Consider the following 15,861-nt stretch of genomic DNA (forward strand, 5'->3'; position numbering starts at 1 on the left):
CGCCCCGGCAGCACGGTTTCGTGGAACCCCGAGGGGTGCCCCACGTGCCGTCGACCGAAGCGCCGGCGCGGGCGCGTGCCCGGCACCACGTCGGCCGAGGCCGACGGACGGCACCCCCGTAGAATCGGCCCCATCATGGCTTACCTCGACCACGCAGCGACGACTCCGATGCTCCCGGAGGCGGCAGAGGCCCTGACCGCCCAGCTCGGCATCACCGGCAACGCCTCCTCGCTGCACGCGGCAGGCCGCAGGGCCCGCCGCACCGTCGAGGAGGCCCGCGAGACCCTCGCCGAGGCCCTGGCCGCCCGACCCAGCGAGGTCGTCCTCACCTCCGGCGGCACCGAGGCCGACAACCTCGCCGTGAAGGGCCTGTACTGGTCACGCCGTGACGCCGACCCCGCCCGCACCCGCGTCCTCGCGAGCCCCGTCGAGCACCACGCGGTGCTGGACGCCGTCCACTGGCTGGGCGAGCACGAGGGCGCCACCGTCGAGTACCTGCCGGTCGACGCACACGGCCGCGTCCACCCCGAGGCCCTGCGCGAGGCCATCGCCCGCAACCCCGACGACGTCGCCCTGGCCACCGTCATGTGGGCCAACAACGAGATCGGCACGATCATGCCGGTTCGTGAACTCGCCGACGTGGCAGCGGAGTTCGATGTCCCCCTGCATGCCGACGCTGTCCAGGCCTTCGGTCAGGTCCCCGTCGACTTCGGTGCCTCCGGCCTCGCGGCGATGACCGTCTCCGGCCACAAGATCGGCGGCCCGTACGGGATCGGCGCGCTGCTCCTGGGCCGCGAGTACAGCCCGGTACCCGTCCTGCACGGTGGCGGCCAGGAGCGCCACGTCCGCTCCGGCACGCTCGACGTACCGGCCGTCGCCTCGTTCGCCGTCGCGGGCCGTCTCGCCGCCGAGCAGCGCGAGTGGTTCGCCCGGGAGATCGGTGCCCTGCGTGACGAACTGATCGCCGCGGTCCGTACGGCCGTCCCGGACGCGATCCTCGGTGGCGATCCGTCCCCCGGCGGCCGCCTGCCGGCCAACGCCCACTTCATGTTCCCGGGCTGCGAGGGGGACTCGCTCCTGCTCCTGCTGGACGCCCAGGGCATCGAGTGCTCCACCGGCTCCGCGTGCACGGCGGGCGTCGCCCAGCCCAGCCATGTGCTCCTCACCACCGGCACCGACCCCGACCTGGCCCGTGGCACCCTGCGCTTCTCCCTCGGCCACACCTCCACGGAGGCGGACGTCGAGGCGCTCGCGAAGGCGATCGGCCCGGCGGTGGAGCGGGCGCGGAACGCGGGTCTGAGCTAGGGCGAGTCTGCGCATCGTGACGCCGCCGGGGTTGCGTGCCGACGTCGCCATGGGACGATTTTCGTAAGCAGCCAGAAAGAGGACAAGGGGACTCATATGTCTGCGATCAAGGAAAGCGTCGACATCGCCCGTCGTCCCGAAGACGTCTTCACGTACGTGACCAACCCAGAGCACCTCCCCGAATGGCAGGAGAGCATCGTCTCGGTACGGCCCGTGGGGGACGCCCCTCTGACCGTGGGCTCGCGGGTCGTGGTGACCCGGCGGATCGGCCGCCGGGAGGTCCCGATGACCACGGAGGTCACCGAGCTGGATCCGCCGAGGAGTTGGCGTCTCGACGGCGTCGACGGCCCCATCCGGGGGCATGTGAAGGGGACGATCGAGCCGATCGCCGGCGGTGAACGGTCGCGCGTCACCCTGTCCGTCGACTTCGAGGAGCACGGCATCGGCAGGGTGATCGGCCCACTCGTCATGCGCCCGCACGCCCGCAAGGAGATGCCGCAGAACGAGCTGACGCTGAAGAGACTGCTCGAAGGCGGCGCATGACCGCGTGACCCCGTGACCGTGACCCCGTGACGCCGCCGGGTTCGCGCGGACAGGCGGGCGTGCGTCGCGCGGACAGGCGGGCGTGCGGCGGCGGGCGCCCGCCGACGGGCTGGATCACGTCTCCGCCGCCGTGGCCTCCTGCCGTACCTGCCGTACCCGTACCTGCCGTACGAGCCGCATGTACCGGTCCCAGTCCCAGTGCGGGCCGGGGTCCGTGTGGTCCGTGCCCGGCACCTCCACGTGCCCGATGATGTGCTTGCGGTCGACCGGGATCTCGTACCGCGCGCATATACGGGCCGTGAGCCGCGCGGACGCCTCGTACATCTCGTCCGTGAAGGAGGACGCCCGCTCCACGAAGCCCGCGTGCTCGATGCCGACGCTCCGCTCGTTGTACTCGCGGTTTCCCGCGTGGAACGCCACGTCCAGCTCGCGGATCATCTGGGTGACGTGGCCGTCGTCGCGCACGACGTAGTGCGAGGCCGCGCCGTGCGCCGGGTCCTGGAAGACCTTCACCGCGCTCTCGAAGCTGCCCTGGGTGACATGAATGATCACCATGTCTATTCCGTAGTCGTCGGGCCGGTCCGCGCGCCGCCAGTTCGCGTCCGACGCCGACACCCAGCGGGCTCCCGCGAAGTCGACCTCGCCCTCCTTGCGCGGCTTGGCCACGCCCGGCACGCGCCACCACAGCCGCCCGAGCTCGTCGCGGGCGAGCACGGCGGTGCCCGCGGCGGCCACCGCCCCGCCGATGAGCAGAGCACGCCGCCCGATCCGCCGGTCGCCGTCCCGGGGAGGCTTCTTCCCCGGAGACCTTCGTTTCCCCATGTGATCACCAACGGATACCCGCGGGACCCGGTTCCCGCGGCCCCGTACTCTTGAAGGGCTATGACTGAGACCTCGCAGCGTTCCCGTCCCCTCCGTGTCCTCGCCGCCATGTCGGGCGGTGTGGACTCCGCCGTCGCGGCCGCCCGCGCGGCCGAAGCAGGGCACGACGTGACGGGCGTTCACCTCGCGCTGTCCGCGAACCCGCAGTCGTTCCGCACCGGCGCGCGCGGCTGCTGCACCATCGAGGACTCGCGCGACGCCCGCCGCGCCGCCGACGTCATCGGCATCCCCTTCTACGTCTGGGACCTCGCCGAGCGCTTCCGCGAGGACGTCGTCGAGGACTTCGTCGCCGAGTACGAGGCCGGACGCACCCCGAACCCCTGCCTGCGCTGCAACGAGAAGATCAAGTTCGCCGCGCTCCTGGACAAGGCCCTCGCGCTCGGCTTCGACGCGGTGTGCACGGGCCACTACGCGCAGGTGATCCTCAGGGAGGACGGCACGCGCGAGCTGCACCGCGCCTCCGACATGGCCAAGGACCAGTCGTACGTCCTCGGCGTGCTCGACGAGAAGCAGCTCGCCCACGCGATGTTCCCGCTGGGCGACACGGTGACGACCAAGGAGGAGATCCGCGCGGAGGCCGAGCGCCGTGGCCTCGCGGTCGCCAAGAAGCCCGACTCGCACGACATCTGCTTCATCGCCGACGGCGACACCCAGGGCTTCCTGGCCCGCCGGCTGGGCAGGGCGGAGGGCGACATCGTCGACGAGTCCGGCACCAAGGTGGGCACCCACGAGGGCGCGTACGGCTTCACGATCGGCCAGCGCAAGGGCCTGCGCATCGGCACCCCGGCCCCCGACGGCAAGCCCCGCTACGTGCTGGACATCTCCCCCGTGGACAACACGGTGACGGTGGGCCCGGCGGCCTCCCTGGACGTGAGCGCCCTGACGGCGATCAAACCGCGCTGGTGCGGTACGGCCCCCTCCGGCCCGGGCACCTACACCGCCCAGCTCCGCGCCCACGGTGGCGAGACGGAGGTCACGGCGGAACTGGTCGACGGCACCCTGGAGGTGTCCTTCGCTGCTCCAGTCCGGGGCGTGGCCCCCGGTCAGGCGATCGTCCTGTACGACGGGACGCGGGTGGTGGGGTCGGCGACGATCGCGACGACGGTGAGGGCGACGACCGACGTCAAGGTCGGCTGACGGTCCTCTGGCCACGCTCTGGTATTCGTCATAAGCTGCTTGATGTGGGTTACCCACATCAAGTGGCGTGAAATGGCGAACTTACCAGCGATCGAACAGGAGGCCCCCATGCTGCTCAGCTTCCGGGTGGCCAACCACCGGTCGATTCGCGACGAGGTCGAGCTGTCGCTGGTGGCGACCGAGTTCAATGAGAGAACCGGCCGTGACACCGGCATGCGCTCGCAAAAGAAGCAGCTGGAGATACTGCCCACGGTCGGCGTCTTCGGCGCCAACGCCTCCGGCAAGTCGAACCTGCTGCTGGCGATGTATTTCATGCGCAGGGCCGTCCGCGAGTCCTTCGCTGACTGGAGCAAGGAACCGGGCGTACCGCGCGAGCCCTTCGCGCTCGACCCGAGCGCGCGGGACGACACCAGCCTCTTCGAGGTGGAGCTTCTTCTCCCCACTCGCGGCGAGCCTGTCCGCTACACATATGGCTTCGAGCTGTCCGACGAGCGAGTGGAAGCCGAATGGCTGCATGCCTACCCCAGTGGGCGCCGTCAGGTGTGGTTCGACCGGGAAGCCGGACGGCCCGAGTCCGAAGGCGGTGAGTTCCGCATCCCTCGTACGGGACTGCGGGGCGCCCAGGACGCCTTCACCAACTTCACCCGGCCGAACTCGCTCTTCCTGACCGTGGCCGCCGCGATGAACCATCCGCAGCTCTCCGCGATTCATCGATGGTTCCTCGACAACTTCTGGCTCGTCGAGCCTGGCGAGGAGGTGGCGGTCCGCACTCACTGGACGAGAGATCTGATCAACGAGGCTCATCTCACCGACGGTGACCTGCGTGACCGCTTCGTCACCCTGCTGCGGTCGGCGGATCTCGGCATCACCGACCTCTCCGTCGACCCGGACACCGGAGATCCGCAGCTTCTGCACCGCTCAGCCGTCGGCAAGGACCTGCCGTTGGACTTCTGGAACCAGGAGTCACTCGGCACTCACGCTTGGTTCGCCTTCCTCGGCCCTTTGCTGAGCGTCCTCAAGAGCGGCGGGACCCTCCTCGTCGACGAGCTCGACTCCAGCCTGCACCCGCTGCTCGCGGCGGAGGTGATCCGCATCTTCCAGGACGAGGAGGCCAACCCCCGTACGGCCCAGCTCGTCTTCACGACCCACGACGCGACGCTGCTGGGGCCCACGGTCGCCGAGCGGCCTCTCGATCGCGACCAGGTGTGGATCACTCTGAAGAGCCGCACAGGGGAGACCGAGCTCTACCCGCTGACCGCCGCCCGCAAGGTCCGCAATGACGAGAATCTGGTACGGCGTTATCTGCAAGGCGGTTACGGCGGCGTACCCCGCCTGACCAACGGCGAGGTGGCGCGCCAGTTGGCCCTGCTCGAAGAGGGGCTGAAGGCGACAGCGTGAGCGGTAACAGAGCACAGGGCGAGCGCCGCAAACGTCGCGACCGCCCAGGCAGGGGCTCGGTACGCCGTCCCCTCTCCACCTACCGGGACCCCTCCCAGCGAACGATCTACGTAGCCACCGAGGGCGCTAAGACCGAGCGCGACTACATCACCCTCCTCAATCATGCCTACGGCGAGGAGAAAAAATTCCACCTGCACTTCTGCAGGCACCACGACAACAACGGACTGCGCCCCGTCGAGGTGGTCAAGCGTGTTCTTGCCGAGGCCGACCCGTACGACGAGAAGTGGGCGCTCTTCGACCGGGACTCCGGTGACAAGACCCCCGAGGAGATCCGGGAGGCCATGCGGCTTGCGGCCGAGCAGGGCGTACACGTGGCCCTCTCTCACCCCTCCTTCGAACTGTGGCTGCTCCTTCACTTCAAACAGCACACGAGCCCGGAGAGCGGCCTGAGCGCCATCGTCCTCGACCGGCTGCGCAGCCACCCGGAGGCCGACGGCTTCGTGGACTACGACACGCAGTCCGGCGACCGGGGCAAGGGACTCGGAGGCCCGCGCGGGCGGTCGTTGCTCGGCCGTGAGCGGACCGCCGTACGCAACGCACGGAAGCTGGTGGCGCTGTGCCCGCACCCGTCCGGCGGCTGCTCGGCCAAGGGCCTGACGGTGGAGAGAATTCCCGGGCCGAGGAGCGAGACGAAGGAGACCTACGAGGAGTGGAACCGCCGCACCGGCCACGCTGCCAGCTGTGACCCGGTCCGGCGCGATCCATCAGCCGATGTGTGGCGTCTCCTGGTCAGTCTCGGCATCGGAACGGACGAATCGTAGCAACCGGACGAACGGATTTCGTTCGGCCTACCGCCCGGACTACGCTTCCGGGGTTCTCCCGATTCCGACGGCGTACGTACGAAGGACTGGCTCACCTTGGCCCGTATCACCCTGCCCCAGCTTGAACGGCACCTCTTTTCGGCCGCCGACATCCTGCGCGGCAGGATGGACGCCTCGGAGTACCGTGACTTCATCTTCGGGATGCTGTTCCTCAAACGTGCCTCGGACGAGTTCCAGCCCGAATGGGAGCGCGTCTACGCGGATGCCCTGGAACGGACGAGAGGAGACAAGGGCAAGGCCCTGGAGCGGGCCAACGACAGGGACAAGTACCCCCGTGTCTTCTACGTCCCGCCACGCGCTCGCTGGTGGAGAGGCCCGCACATCGACCCGCGGACCCCGGGCAACCCGGCCCCCGGCATCAGCGCACTGGTCGACAAGGTGGGCCAGGGACTGGATCAAGCCCTGGCGGCACTCCAGGAGAGCAACGACAAGCTGGACGGCGTTGCCCGGCACATCAACTTCAATGAGGTCGTCGGCACCAAACCCCGCTTCACCAACGCCGAACTGCGCTCTCTCATCCGGCACTTCAGCCTCTACCGGCTGCGCAACGAGGACTTCGAGTTCCCGGACATGCTGGGCGCGGCGTACGAGTACCTGCTGGCCCGGTTCGCAGACTCCGCCGGCCAGCGTGGGGGCGAGTTCTACACCCCGCGCGAGGTCGTGCGCATGATGGTGCGCCTCGTCGACCCCAAGCCGGGCGACAGCGTCTACGACCCATGCGCGGGTTCCGGTGGCATGCTCATCGCCGCGCGGGAGTACGTGGAGGAGAGCGGCGGTGGCCCGGACGATCTGGGGATCAACGGCCAGGATAAGAACGGCCCGTCCTGGTCCATGGCCAGCATGAACATGGTGCTGCACGGCATCCACGAATTCGACCTCCAGCACGGCGACACCCTCGTCGAGCCGCTCCACCTCACCGCGGGCAACAGGCTGCGCACCTTCACCAAGGTTCTCTCGAACCCCCCTTTCTCCCTCAACTACGACGCTGAGCTGGTCAAGAAGGCCGACAATGACCACGGCAAGCGGATGCACTGGGGATACGCACCTGAGAGCGGCAAGAAGGCCGACCTGATGTTCGTCCAGCACATGATCTCGGTGCTGGAGCACAACCGGGACGCCGTCGCCGCCACGGTCATGCCGCACGGCGTCCTGTTCCGCGCGGGCAAGGAGCGCGACATCCGGGTGGAACTCCTGGAGCAGGACTGCATCGAGGCCGTGATCGGCCTGGGCCCGAACCTCTTCTACGGCACCGGAATCCCCGGCTGCATCCTGGTTCTGCGCAGACACGGCCGTAAGGCCCCAGCACGCGAGGGCCAGGTCCTGTTCATCAACGCCGACCGTGACTTCCGTGCCGCCCGCAACCAGAACGAACTGGGCGAGGGACACGCGGAGAAGATCGTCACGGTCTACCGGGAGTGGCTGGAGGAGCCGGGCTACTCACGCCTGGTGAGCGTCGACGACCTCCTGGCCGCCGACGCCAACCTCAACATCCGCCGCTGGGTGGACAATTCACCGCCGCCCGAGCCCCAGGACGTACGGGCACACCTGTACGGCGGCGTCCCGACGGCCGAGATCGAGATCAAAGCCGGCCTGTTCCACGCGTACGGCATCGACATCGCCGACCTCTTCGAGCGACGGGAGGACGACGAGGACTACGTCGACTTCCTCCCGGAGGGCCCGGAGGCTACGGCGGCCCGTATCCCTGAGCTGGCGGCGCCGAAGGAGGCACAGGTCAGGGAGACCTACGAGGAGTGGTGGGCGGAGCAGGCAGGTGGTTTCACGGCGCTCATCGGTCACCAGGAACTGCTACCGCTGCGCGGTCGGCTGGTGAAGGGCTTCACCAAGGCCCTCCGGGACGTGGGCATGCTCGACCGTTACGACGCTGCGGGCATCGTCGCCGACTGGTGGATGGCCGTCCGGTACGACCTGAAGGCCCTGGCGGCCGGAGGATATGACCGGGTGCTGGACGGCTGGATCGACTCGGTGGAGACCATGGTCGAACCGGTACTGCCCGACGACGACGCGGACGATGACGGCGGGAACGGCGGCGCGGGTGCCGGCGGGAAGGGCAAGATCCGCGGCCGCAAGAAGACGACGGTCACGGCGGCCGACCGCCGCCGCGCCCTCGACCAGCCGGTCGTACGGGTGCTGATCCCCGGATTCCTGGATGAGGTGGCCCGCGCGGACGAGGAACTGGCTCGGGCGGACGCGGTGTTGAAGTCGGCGGTGGCGGAGCTGGCGGCTGCGCAGCCTCCGTTGACCGGGGACGCTGACGAGGACGCGGACGACTCGGGTGACGAGGGGGATGAGGCGGAGCGCGGGCCCGTGGACCCGGAGGAGATCAAGCGCCTGGAGAAGACGGTGGCCCGCCTGCGCAAGGAGCGCACGGCGGCCTCCCGTCACCGCTCGGCCCTGGACGACCGCTTCCTGAGCGACCTGCGGGCGGCGGCGAAGCAGGCCAAGGCGGAGGTGGACGGCGCACAGCGTGTCGTCCTGACGGTGTTCGGCGCCGGGTTGGCCGACCGCTTGGACGCGGCGGTGGCCGCCGGGCGGCGCGAACTGGTGGCGGCGATTCGGGGGTGGGCGGACAAGTACGCGGTGTCGCTGGAGGAGCTGGAGGGGGAGAGCGAGGCTGCGGCGGGGGAGCTGGGGGCCTGGTTGAAGGAGCTTGGGTATGCGCGGTGAGGTGAGGCTGGGTGAGTGGCTGACCCGCATCGAGGCCGGTAAGAGTCCTGCAGCTGAGGACACCCCTGCGGGCGAGGGCGAGTGGGGAGTCCTCAAGGTGAGTGCCGTGCAGCCAGATGGATTTGCAGCGCGGGAGAACAAGGTTATTCGCGACATGGCTCTGGTGCATCCGCGATACGAGGTGCGGCACGGCGATCTGTTGGTGACCCGAGCAAACACGGAGGAGCTGGTAGGTCTGGCCTGCGTGGCTGATATGCCTCCGCCGAGGCTCCTACTCAGCGACAAGACGCTCCGACTCCATGTCGATGGGACACGTGCTGACCGGAAGTTTGTGCAACTGGTTCTTGCTCGCTCCGAGAGCCGACACTGCGTCAGGGCTCTGGCGACCGGCACGAGCGCGGGCATGAAGAACATCGGCCAGGAGCAGATAAGGCAACTTCCTGTTCCTGACGTGCCGCTGGAGGAGCAGCGCGGGATCGTCGCCGCCCACGCCGCGTTCGACCGGCGTATCGGGGCGCTGGATGAGGTGCGGAGCAAGCTGCGAGTGGCCGCCAGGGCAGCTCTGGCCATCAACCTGCAAGGGGTGCCTCGTGTTGAGTACAAGCCCCTCAAGGACGTACTCCAGCGAGTGGAGACAGGGTGGAGCCCTGTTTGTGAATCCCGAACGCCAGCCGAGGATGAGTGGGGTGTTCTGAAACTCAGCGCCGTCACATCAGGCAGCTACGACGAGTCTGAAGCCAAGGCATTGCCACTGCAGACTCCGCCTCGTACAGGGCTTGAGGTGAGACCAGGTGACGTGCTGATGTCTCGTGCAAACGGCGTCAAGGCGCTGGTTGGTGTTGCCTGTGCGGTCGAGCAAACCCGTCCGTGTCTGATGCTTCCAGACCTGATGTTCCGGCTGTTGGCCGACCCGGATCTCCTCGACCAGCGGTTCCTGGGACTTGTGCTCAGCTCGGATCCTGTACGGCGCCAGATCGACGACGCCATGCGGGGATCAAGTGGTCAGTACAAGATCTCCAAAGCTGACGTGCAGAGCCTCCAGGTGCCGTGCATGCCACCAGAGGGACAGCGCCGCGTTGTCGCTGTCCATGCCGAGTTCATGCAGCGGATTGACGTGCTGAGCAGGCAGATTGGCAAACTTCGCACTCTTCAACAGGCGGTTGTCGAGGATCTGTTCGCGGGGCGCGGTCGGGTACGGCCGGCAGCCGCCTGAGAGGTCGCTCCGACGGCGGGTTACTCGGCGTGGAACCTGGGCGCGCCTGTCTTCACGCTTTGCAGGAGCGCCCCGAAGGTGACCGGACGGGTCGTCAGAACCTCGGCAGGACACTCGCTTTCGCGCAGGGCTATGCCGCTCTCGGTGGACGCGAGCTCGACGCAGTTGTTACCCCCTTCGTCGGAGAACGACGACTTGACCCAGTGCAGGCCGGACACGTGTGGACCCCTCTTACAGCTCTTTGGCGACGGTGCGGATGAAATCCCTCGACTTGGAGGGAGTCAACGCCACCTTCTCGACCAAGTCCAGCCGAGTGCGGAAGTTGGCCAGCTGGGTGGGGGAGTCGAAGAAGACAGCGCCTGTCGGTGAGTCCAGCTGCACGGTGTCCAAGTGACTGTTCGGAGCCTCTGCGTACAGGACTGACGAGTCACCGAGGAGTGGGAAGCCTCCAGCGGCGAACGGGATCACCCGTAGTGTGACGTTCGGGCGCTCACTGGCTTCCAGGAGGTACTGGAGCTGGGCACGAGTGACGTTGCGTCCTCCGAGTTGCATTCTGATCGCGGCCTCGTGGATCACGCCGACGTAGGGAATGGAACGGTCTCCGGTGACCACCGCCTGACGGGCCATGCGGTGGGCGACTCGCAGCTCGACCTCCAGTCGCGGGAGTGGCGGCGCGGGGAGTTTGAAGATGGCACGTGCGTGGTCTTCGGTGTGGAACAGCCCGGGCAAGTGGGCAATTTGAACCGTACGTAGGCGCACGGCGTAGTTTTCGAGCGCGGACACGTCCAGGAAGCCGGGCGGAATCTTGCCCCGATACTCCTCCCACCAACCGGACTTGCGGCCACCCGTCAGCTCGGCCAGCGCATCGACCAGTGCGGCATCGTCGCACTCGTAGATGCTGGTGAGTCGTCGCAGACGTTCTTCGCTGATACCGAAGCGTCCTGCCTCCACATTGGAGATCACCGTGCGGTCGGTGCCGAGGTGCTCGGCAGCCGTAGGGGCGGACATGCCTGCCGCCTCGCGGAGCCGCCTCAGCTCGGTGCCGAAGCGGCGCTGAAGGATGGTTGGGGACTGTCGCGGTGCCATGGGATCTCTCCTTGCTCGCGCACAGTGTGCCTAGCCAATTCCGCCTGGTCCACCCAAAACGTGAAGCTAACGCTTATGAGTGAGTGAGTAGCACCGTTATGTGATCACCTCGTACTCTGTGATGCGCGTCACCCGTTCCCCGCCGGATCCGGAAGCGCACCGCCCCACCCTGCCCACCCGGGAGGCAGGCTGCCCGGCAGAGACACCGGCCCCCAGCAGGGAACACCCAGTGGCACACGTCCAGTTGACCATCACAACCGCGCGCCTCAGGAGGTGCCACGTGAACACAGACCAGAACACCAACCGCAACCCGCGCCCGGCCGCCACCTACGAGACCGACACTTCGCACCCAGCACCTGTGTCCCTCTCATCCCCCTATCTATCCCCGTCACTTGACCTCCTCTCAGACCTCCCGCACCCCCCACCCCTCCCCTTCACCTCCCCCTGGCACTACGAGCTGCACTTCCCCTGCGATCCCCGAGGCCCTGGCATCGCCCGCCTCACCCTCCGTGCCGTCCTCGACGCGCACGGCCTCGCTCAGCTCACCGACCGTGCGGAGCTCCTCGCCTCGGAGCTGGCCACCAACTCCGTACGGCACACGAAGGGCCCCGCGTCCGTACGGCTTCAGTGGCTGCACCCCGTACTGCGCGTCAGTGTCTGGGACATGAGCCCCGACCTGCCCCCGATGTCCGGTGCGCGGCCCACGGAGGCACCGCCACACGCGGACGGAGGGCGCGGACTGTTCATCCTCGACGCGGTCGCCGACCGGTGGGGCGGGTGCGCCATAGGAGAAGGCGTCTGCGGACCCGGCGGCAAGACCATCTGGTTCGAGCTGAGACTCCCCGTCCCACCGCCCCCGCCCGCCTCCGCGCTCGCCGCCTGAGGACCGGCCGAGCCTCAGGCTGTGGGCTTCGCCCGCCACCGCGCCTCGGAATTGGCAGATCTGGGCCACCGGCTGCCCTCGAAGGCCCAGGTCAGGCCGTAACCGACTGGCCCAGATCAGCCAATGGCACTCCTGCCACGCCCGCCACTGTCAGTACGCCCCACTAAACTCGCCCCTACCCCCGTTTCTCAGGGGGGAAGCTGACGCGTGCGATGGCGGACGGGGAGAGCGGGAATGGCGCACCCGGAGTACGAGCTGGTCGAGAGGCCGCTCATCGACCAGCTCGTCGCCATGGGATGGGAGCACATCCAGGGCGCCCGGCCCGGCGCGCCAGCCACACGAGCCGGTGACTCCGAGCGTGCCTCCTTTGCTGAAGTCGTCTACGAGGAACGGTTCTTCTCCTCCGTAAGCCGACTCAACCCCGGACCGGACGGTCGACCGTGGCTCACTGAAGCTCAGCTGAGGCACATCCTCGACCGGCTCATGGGGCGTGGGCCCGGGCAACGGCCGCAGTCGGACCGTGGCGTGGCCGGGAACCTGGAAGTGACCCGGATGCTGCGGGAAGGCGTCAACGCCCGTACGCTGCCCGGCTGGACGAAGGGTCTGCCCGAACACGTACGACTCGTCGACTGGGAGCAGCCGTCCCGGCACGACGAAGACGATCCGCGCGGAAACGATCTGCTGGCAGTCTCACAGTTCCGCGTCGAGCGGGAGAAGCCGCAGGGCGCGGAGGGCCGGAAGCCCGCCACCCCCGACCTCGTCCTCTTCGTCAACGGCCTGCCTTGGGTCGTCATCGAGTGCAAGACACCTGCGGCCCGGCTCGGCAGCCATATACAGGCGGACCACGACAGCCGTATCTCCCTGGACCTGGCCGTCGAGCAGGTCATCGGCTACGCGGGTGTGGACGAGGCCGGGTCCATACCCGAGTTCGTGCGGTTCGCCCAGGTCCTCGTGGCCACGGACGGCGACCATGCCGAGTTGGGCACGGTCACCTCCGAACCACAGCATTTCGCGCCCTGGCGTACCGTGGAACCGGCCCCAGAGGGCCAGGTGCGGGAGGAGATCGGGGCACCCGAGGACCGACGGCTCACCGCACAGGAGACCCTCGTCGCGGGGGCGCTGCGACCCGCCCATCTCCTCGCCCTCGTACGGGACTTCACCACCCAGGCGGGGCGCGGGCCCCGTACGGTCAAGGTCGTCGGCCGATACCAGCAGTTCCGCGCCGTTCACCGGATCGCGGCCTCACTGCGGGCCCGACAGGCGGCCCGCGCGGCCGGGCGAGACACCGACCACCGGGGCGGTGTCACCTGGCATACCCAGGGGTCCGGCAAGAGCCTCACCATGGCCTTCCTCGTCCGTCATCTGCGCAGTACTCCCGAACTGGCCGGACACAAGGTCGTCGTGGTGACCGACCGGCGCGACCTCGAAGAGCAGATTCGCAGCAGCCTCGGCGCCGCCGACGAGCGGATCTACCGGTCGAGGTCCGTCAGGCAGGCACGCCGCTTCCTGGCCGTCGACGTTCCCGACGTCGTGCTCGTCATGCTCCAGAAGGCCCGCCGCGACGACGACGCGTCGTACGACGGGCAGGACGAGTTTCTCGCCAAGGAGCCCGGCGAACGCGACCACGTCCACAACCGCGTTGCGAACGACGGCCACGACATCGTCGTACTGATCGACGAGGCACACCGGGGTCAGACCGCCTGGCAGCACGCCCGACTGCGCGCCATGCTGCCGAACGCCGCGATGCTCGGCTTCACCGGCACCCCGATCATCAACAAAGCCCGCAAGACCACCGAGGACATCTTCGGTCCCTTCGCCGACACCTACACGCTGCGCGACGCCGAGCGGGACGGAGCCGTCGTCCCCGTCCGCTACGCCGCCGAGAGTGTGTCCCTGGAGGTGCTGGACAAAGCCCGCCTCGACGCCGGGTTCGACGAGCAGGTCCCCGTGGAGCCAGATCAACGCCGCCGCGTGCTGCGGAGGTTCGGCCGGCGCAAGGAGGTGCTGGAGTCTCCGGCCGTCATCGCCGCCAAGGCCGAGGACATGGTGTGGCACTGGGCACGCACCGCGATGAGGGACGGCTTCGGCGCGCAGGTCGTCGCGGTGTCCCGGAAGGCCGCCGTCCGCTACCAGAGGGAGCTAACCGCTGCTCTCAAGCGTCTCGTCGCACGCATCGACGGACTCGGTCCGCTGCTGCACGACCCCGAGGCCGAGGAGTCGACGGGCGGTGAGCAGCGCGAACTGATCCGCCTAGCGCGGTACCGACACCTGCTTGCCCGAATCGAGGTCGCCGCGGTGATCTCCGAGGACAGGGCGCGGGACCGGGGTCGCTGGAAGCGCTGGACCGACAAGGCGCGCCACGTGGAGTACATCGACCGCTTCAAGCGCGGCGTGCCCGTACTCGATCCGTTCGCCCCGCCCGCCGACCGCTCCTGGCAGGGGGCCGCGCCCGATCGCGCGCCGCGACCGGCAGGCAGGGGCGGGGGACCCTGGAACGAGGGCCGTTCGCGCACGGTGAGGCGACACCGACCGGGCGAGCCTGAGGGAGACATGCCGCTGGGATTCCTCGTCGTCAACTCCATGCTTCTCACCGGTTTCGACGCCCCGCCCGAACAGGTGCTCTACCTCGACCGCAAGCTGGCCGGCGCGGGACTTCTCCAGGGCATCGCCCGTACCAACCGGCCCTACCCGGCCAAGGAGTTCGGCCTGGTCGTGGACTACGTTGGCGTCGGCCCCGAGCTCGCCCGCTCGCTCGCCGCGTACGAAGAGGCCCACCTGCGGGCAGTGTTCGGCTACCAGGACGTCTCCTTCGATCACCTGGACCCGGACCACATCGGCCCCCAGCCCACCCGCGACCGCCTCTGGCTCCAGGCGGATGCCGCCGCGGATGCCCTCCTGGCGGACCGGCACCGGATTCTCACCCGTCTGCTCGCGGAGCTCGGGGGCACCTCGATCGACGACGAGAGGCAGCGCGAGGGCCTGCTGGCCAGGCTCGCCGACCCGCTGCTGCGCGGCGAGTTCGACGAGATCGTACGGGACTTCCTGACGGCTCTGGGTGCCGTACTGCCCCGGCCGTACGCGTTGGAGTACGAGGACTTCGCGCGCCGGATCGGTGAGGTGCAGTATCTGGTCCGTGCCCGCTACCTCGACGACCGCGACCAGTTCAGCCCGAGGCGCTACGGCGCCAAGGTGCGCGATCTCATTGCTCGGCACCTCAAGGTGTCCGGCATCGAGGAGCGCGTACCGCCCGCGACACTTACCGCCCCCGACTTCATGGAGCGGGTCCTGGCGAATCCGGACGCTCGCGCCAGGGTGTCGTACCTGACCAGCCGCCTCAGGACCCACATCACCGCACGGCTGGATGCCGACCGCACCCGTTACGAGAGGTTCAGCGAGCGGCTGGAAGAGGTCGTCCGGCGTATGGAGGAGGACTTCGAACAGGCTGCGGCCTCGCTGGAGACCCTGGCCTGCGATGTTCTCAGCGTCGAGGAGGACGGCGGCGGCACGGGTGTGACCGGCCTCGACCCGTGGACCGAGCAGCCCGTGTACGGGCTGCTGTGCCGCGACTACGAGGAAGCGGACGGGCCTGCCGTTCCGGAGACGGTCGACAGGGTCAAGGCCGCTCGGGACGTCGCGGCCTGTATAGCGGTTCTCGTCCGGTCCCCGAACTTCCAGGCACTCCCGGAGGCGAGGGATCGGGTACGGCGGGAACTGCGCAACTACCTGGAGGGCGAACTCCACGTCGACTGGGTGGTGACCGGCCCGCTGGCGAACCTGCTGGTGGATCTGGCAGCGGAACGGCACGACGACTTCCTGCGGTACGCGCCGGGCGACGAGAGCTGAGCCTG

The 15,861-nt window shown here is 68.6% G+C and carries 12 protein-coding genes; 9 read left to right on the top strand and 3 right to left on the bottom strand.

The genetic code is table 11. The features are described from left to right. The first annotated feature begins 135 nt into the window (after positions 1-135). Both IE262_RS17315 and IE262_RS17320 read left to right on the top strand, forming a co-directional pair. Complete coding sequence (locus IE262_RS17315; protein ID WP_189874677.1) at positions 136-1,305, top strand: cysteine desulfurase family protein; 1,170 nt, start codon at positions 136-138, stop codon at positions 1,303-1,305. A gap of 96 nt (positions 1,306-1,401) precedes the next feature. Next, complete coding sequence (locus tag IE262_RS17320) at positions 1,402-1,848, top strand: SRPBCC family protein (RefSeq protein ID WP_134036207.1); 447 nt, start codon at positions 1,402-1,404, stop codon at positions 1,846-1,848. A gap of 114 nt (positions 1,849-1,962) precedes the next feature. On the opposite strand, the gene IE262_RS17325 is transcribed toward IE262_RS17320, so the two are convergent. Further along, on the bottom strand, positions 1,963-2,670 hold the full coding sequence (locus IE262_RS17325) for an N-acetylmuramoyl-L-alanine amidase (RefSeq protein ID WP_189874679.1): 708 nt from the start codon (positions 2,668-2,670) through the stop codon (positions 1,963-1,965). A 60-nt stretch (positions 2,671-2,730) separates the two neighbouring features. Here IE262_RS17325 and mnmA point away from each other — a divergent pair, with 60 nt between their 5' ends. The 5 genes from mnmA (at position 2,731) to IE262_RS17350 (ending at position 10,044) form a co-directional block, all read left to right on the top strand. Next, complete coding sequence (gene mnmA / locus IE262_RS17330; protein ID WP_189874681.1) at positions 2,731-3,867, top strand: tRNA 2-thiouridine(34) synthase MnmA; 1,137 nt, start codon at positions 2,731-2,733, stop codon at positions 3,865-3,867. 108 nt (positions 3,868-3,975) lie between these two features. Beyond that, positions 3,976-5,265 carry an AAA family ATPase gene (locus IE262_RS17335; protein WP_189874683.1) on the top strand — a complete coding sequence of 430 codons (1,290 nt, stop codon included), beginning with the start codon at positions 3,976-3,978 and terminating at the stop codon, positions 5,263-5,265. Further along, positions 5,262-6,086, top strand: a complete 825-nt coding sequence (locus tag IE262_RS17340; RefSeq protein WP_189874685.1) for an RloB family protein — start codon at positions 5,262-5,264, stop codon at positions 6,084-6,086. Before IE262_RS17335 ends, IE262_RS17340 begins: the two co-directional genes overlap by 4 nt. A 96-nt stretch (positions 6,087-6,182) precedes the next feature. Continuing rightward, positions 6,183-8,831, top strand: coding sequence for a type I restriction-modification system subunit M (locus IE262_RS17345; protein ID WP_189874687.1), 2,649 nt, complete (start codon positions 6,183-6,185; stop codon positions 8,829-8,831). Further along, positions 8,821-10,044 carry a restriction endonuclease subunit S domain-containing protein gene (locus IE262_RS17350; RefSeq protein ID WP_189874689.1) on the top strand — a complete coding sequence of 408 codons (1,224 nt, stop codon included), beginning with the start codon at positions 8,821-8,823 and terminating at the stop codon, positions 10,042-10,044. The genes IE262_RS17345 and IE262_RS17350 overlap by 11 nt, the downstream gene beginning before the upstream one ends. Positions 10,045-10,064: 20 nt before the next feature. On the opposite strand, the gene IE262_RS17355 is transcribed toward IE262_RS17350, so the two are convergent. Together IE262_RS17355 and IE262_RS17360 are read right to left on the bottom strand one after the other, a co-directional pair. Next, positions 10,065-10,262, bottom strand: coding sequence for a DUF397 domain-containing protein (locus IE262_RS17355; RefSeq protein WP_189874691.1), 198 nt, complete (start codon positions 10,260-10,262; stop codon positions 10,065-10,067). 13 nt (positions 10,263-10,275) lie between these two features. Then, a complete protein-coding gene (locus IE262_RS17360; RefSeq protein WP_189874693.1) occupies positions 10,276-11,130 on the bottom strand; it encodes a helix-turn-helix domain-containing protein in 855 nt (284 codons plus the stop codon). 280 nt (positions 11,131-11,410) lie between these two features. Between IE262_RS17360 and IE262_RS17365 the strand changes: the two genes are divergently transcribed. After that, complete coding sequence (locus IE262_RS17365; RefSeq protein WP_189874695.1) at positions 11,411-12,013, top strand: ATP-binding protein; 603 nt, start codon at positions 11,411-11,413, stop codon at positions 12,011-12,013. A gap of 234 nt (positions 12,014-12,247) precedes the next feature. Next, positions 12,248-15,856: a type I restriction endonuclease subunit R gene (locus IE262_RS17370; RefSeq protein WP_189874697.1), complete on the top strand. Its 3,609-nt coding sequence runs from the start codon at positions 12,248-12,250 to the stop codon at positions 15,854-15,856. The last annotated feature ends 5 nt before the right edge of the window (positions 15,857-15,861 follow it).

It is taken from the genome of Streptomyces bluensis (assembly GCF_014650715.1).
Taxonomy (GTDB): Bacteria; Actinomycetota; Actinomycetes; order Streptomycetales; family Streptomycetaceae; genus Streptomyces; species Streptomyces bluensis.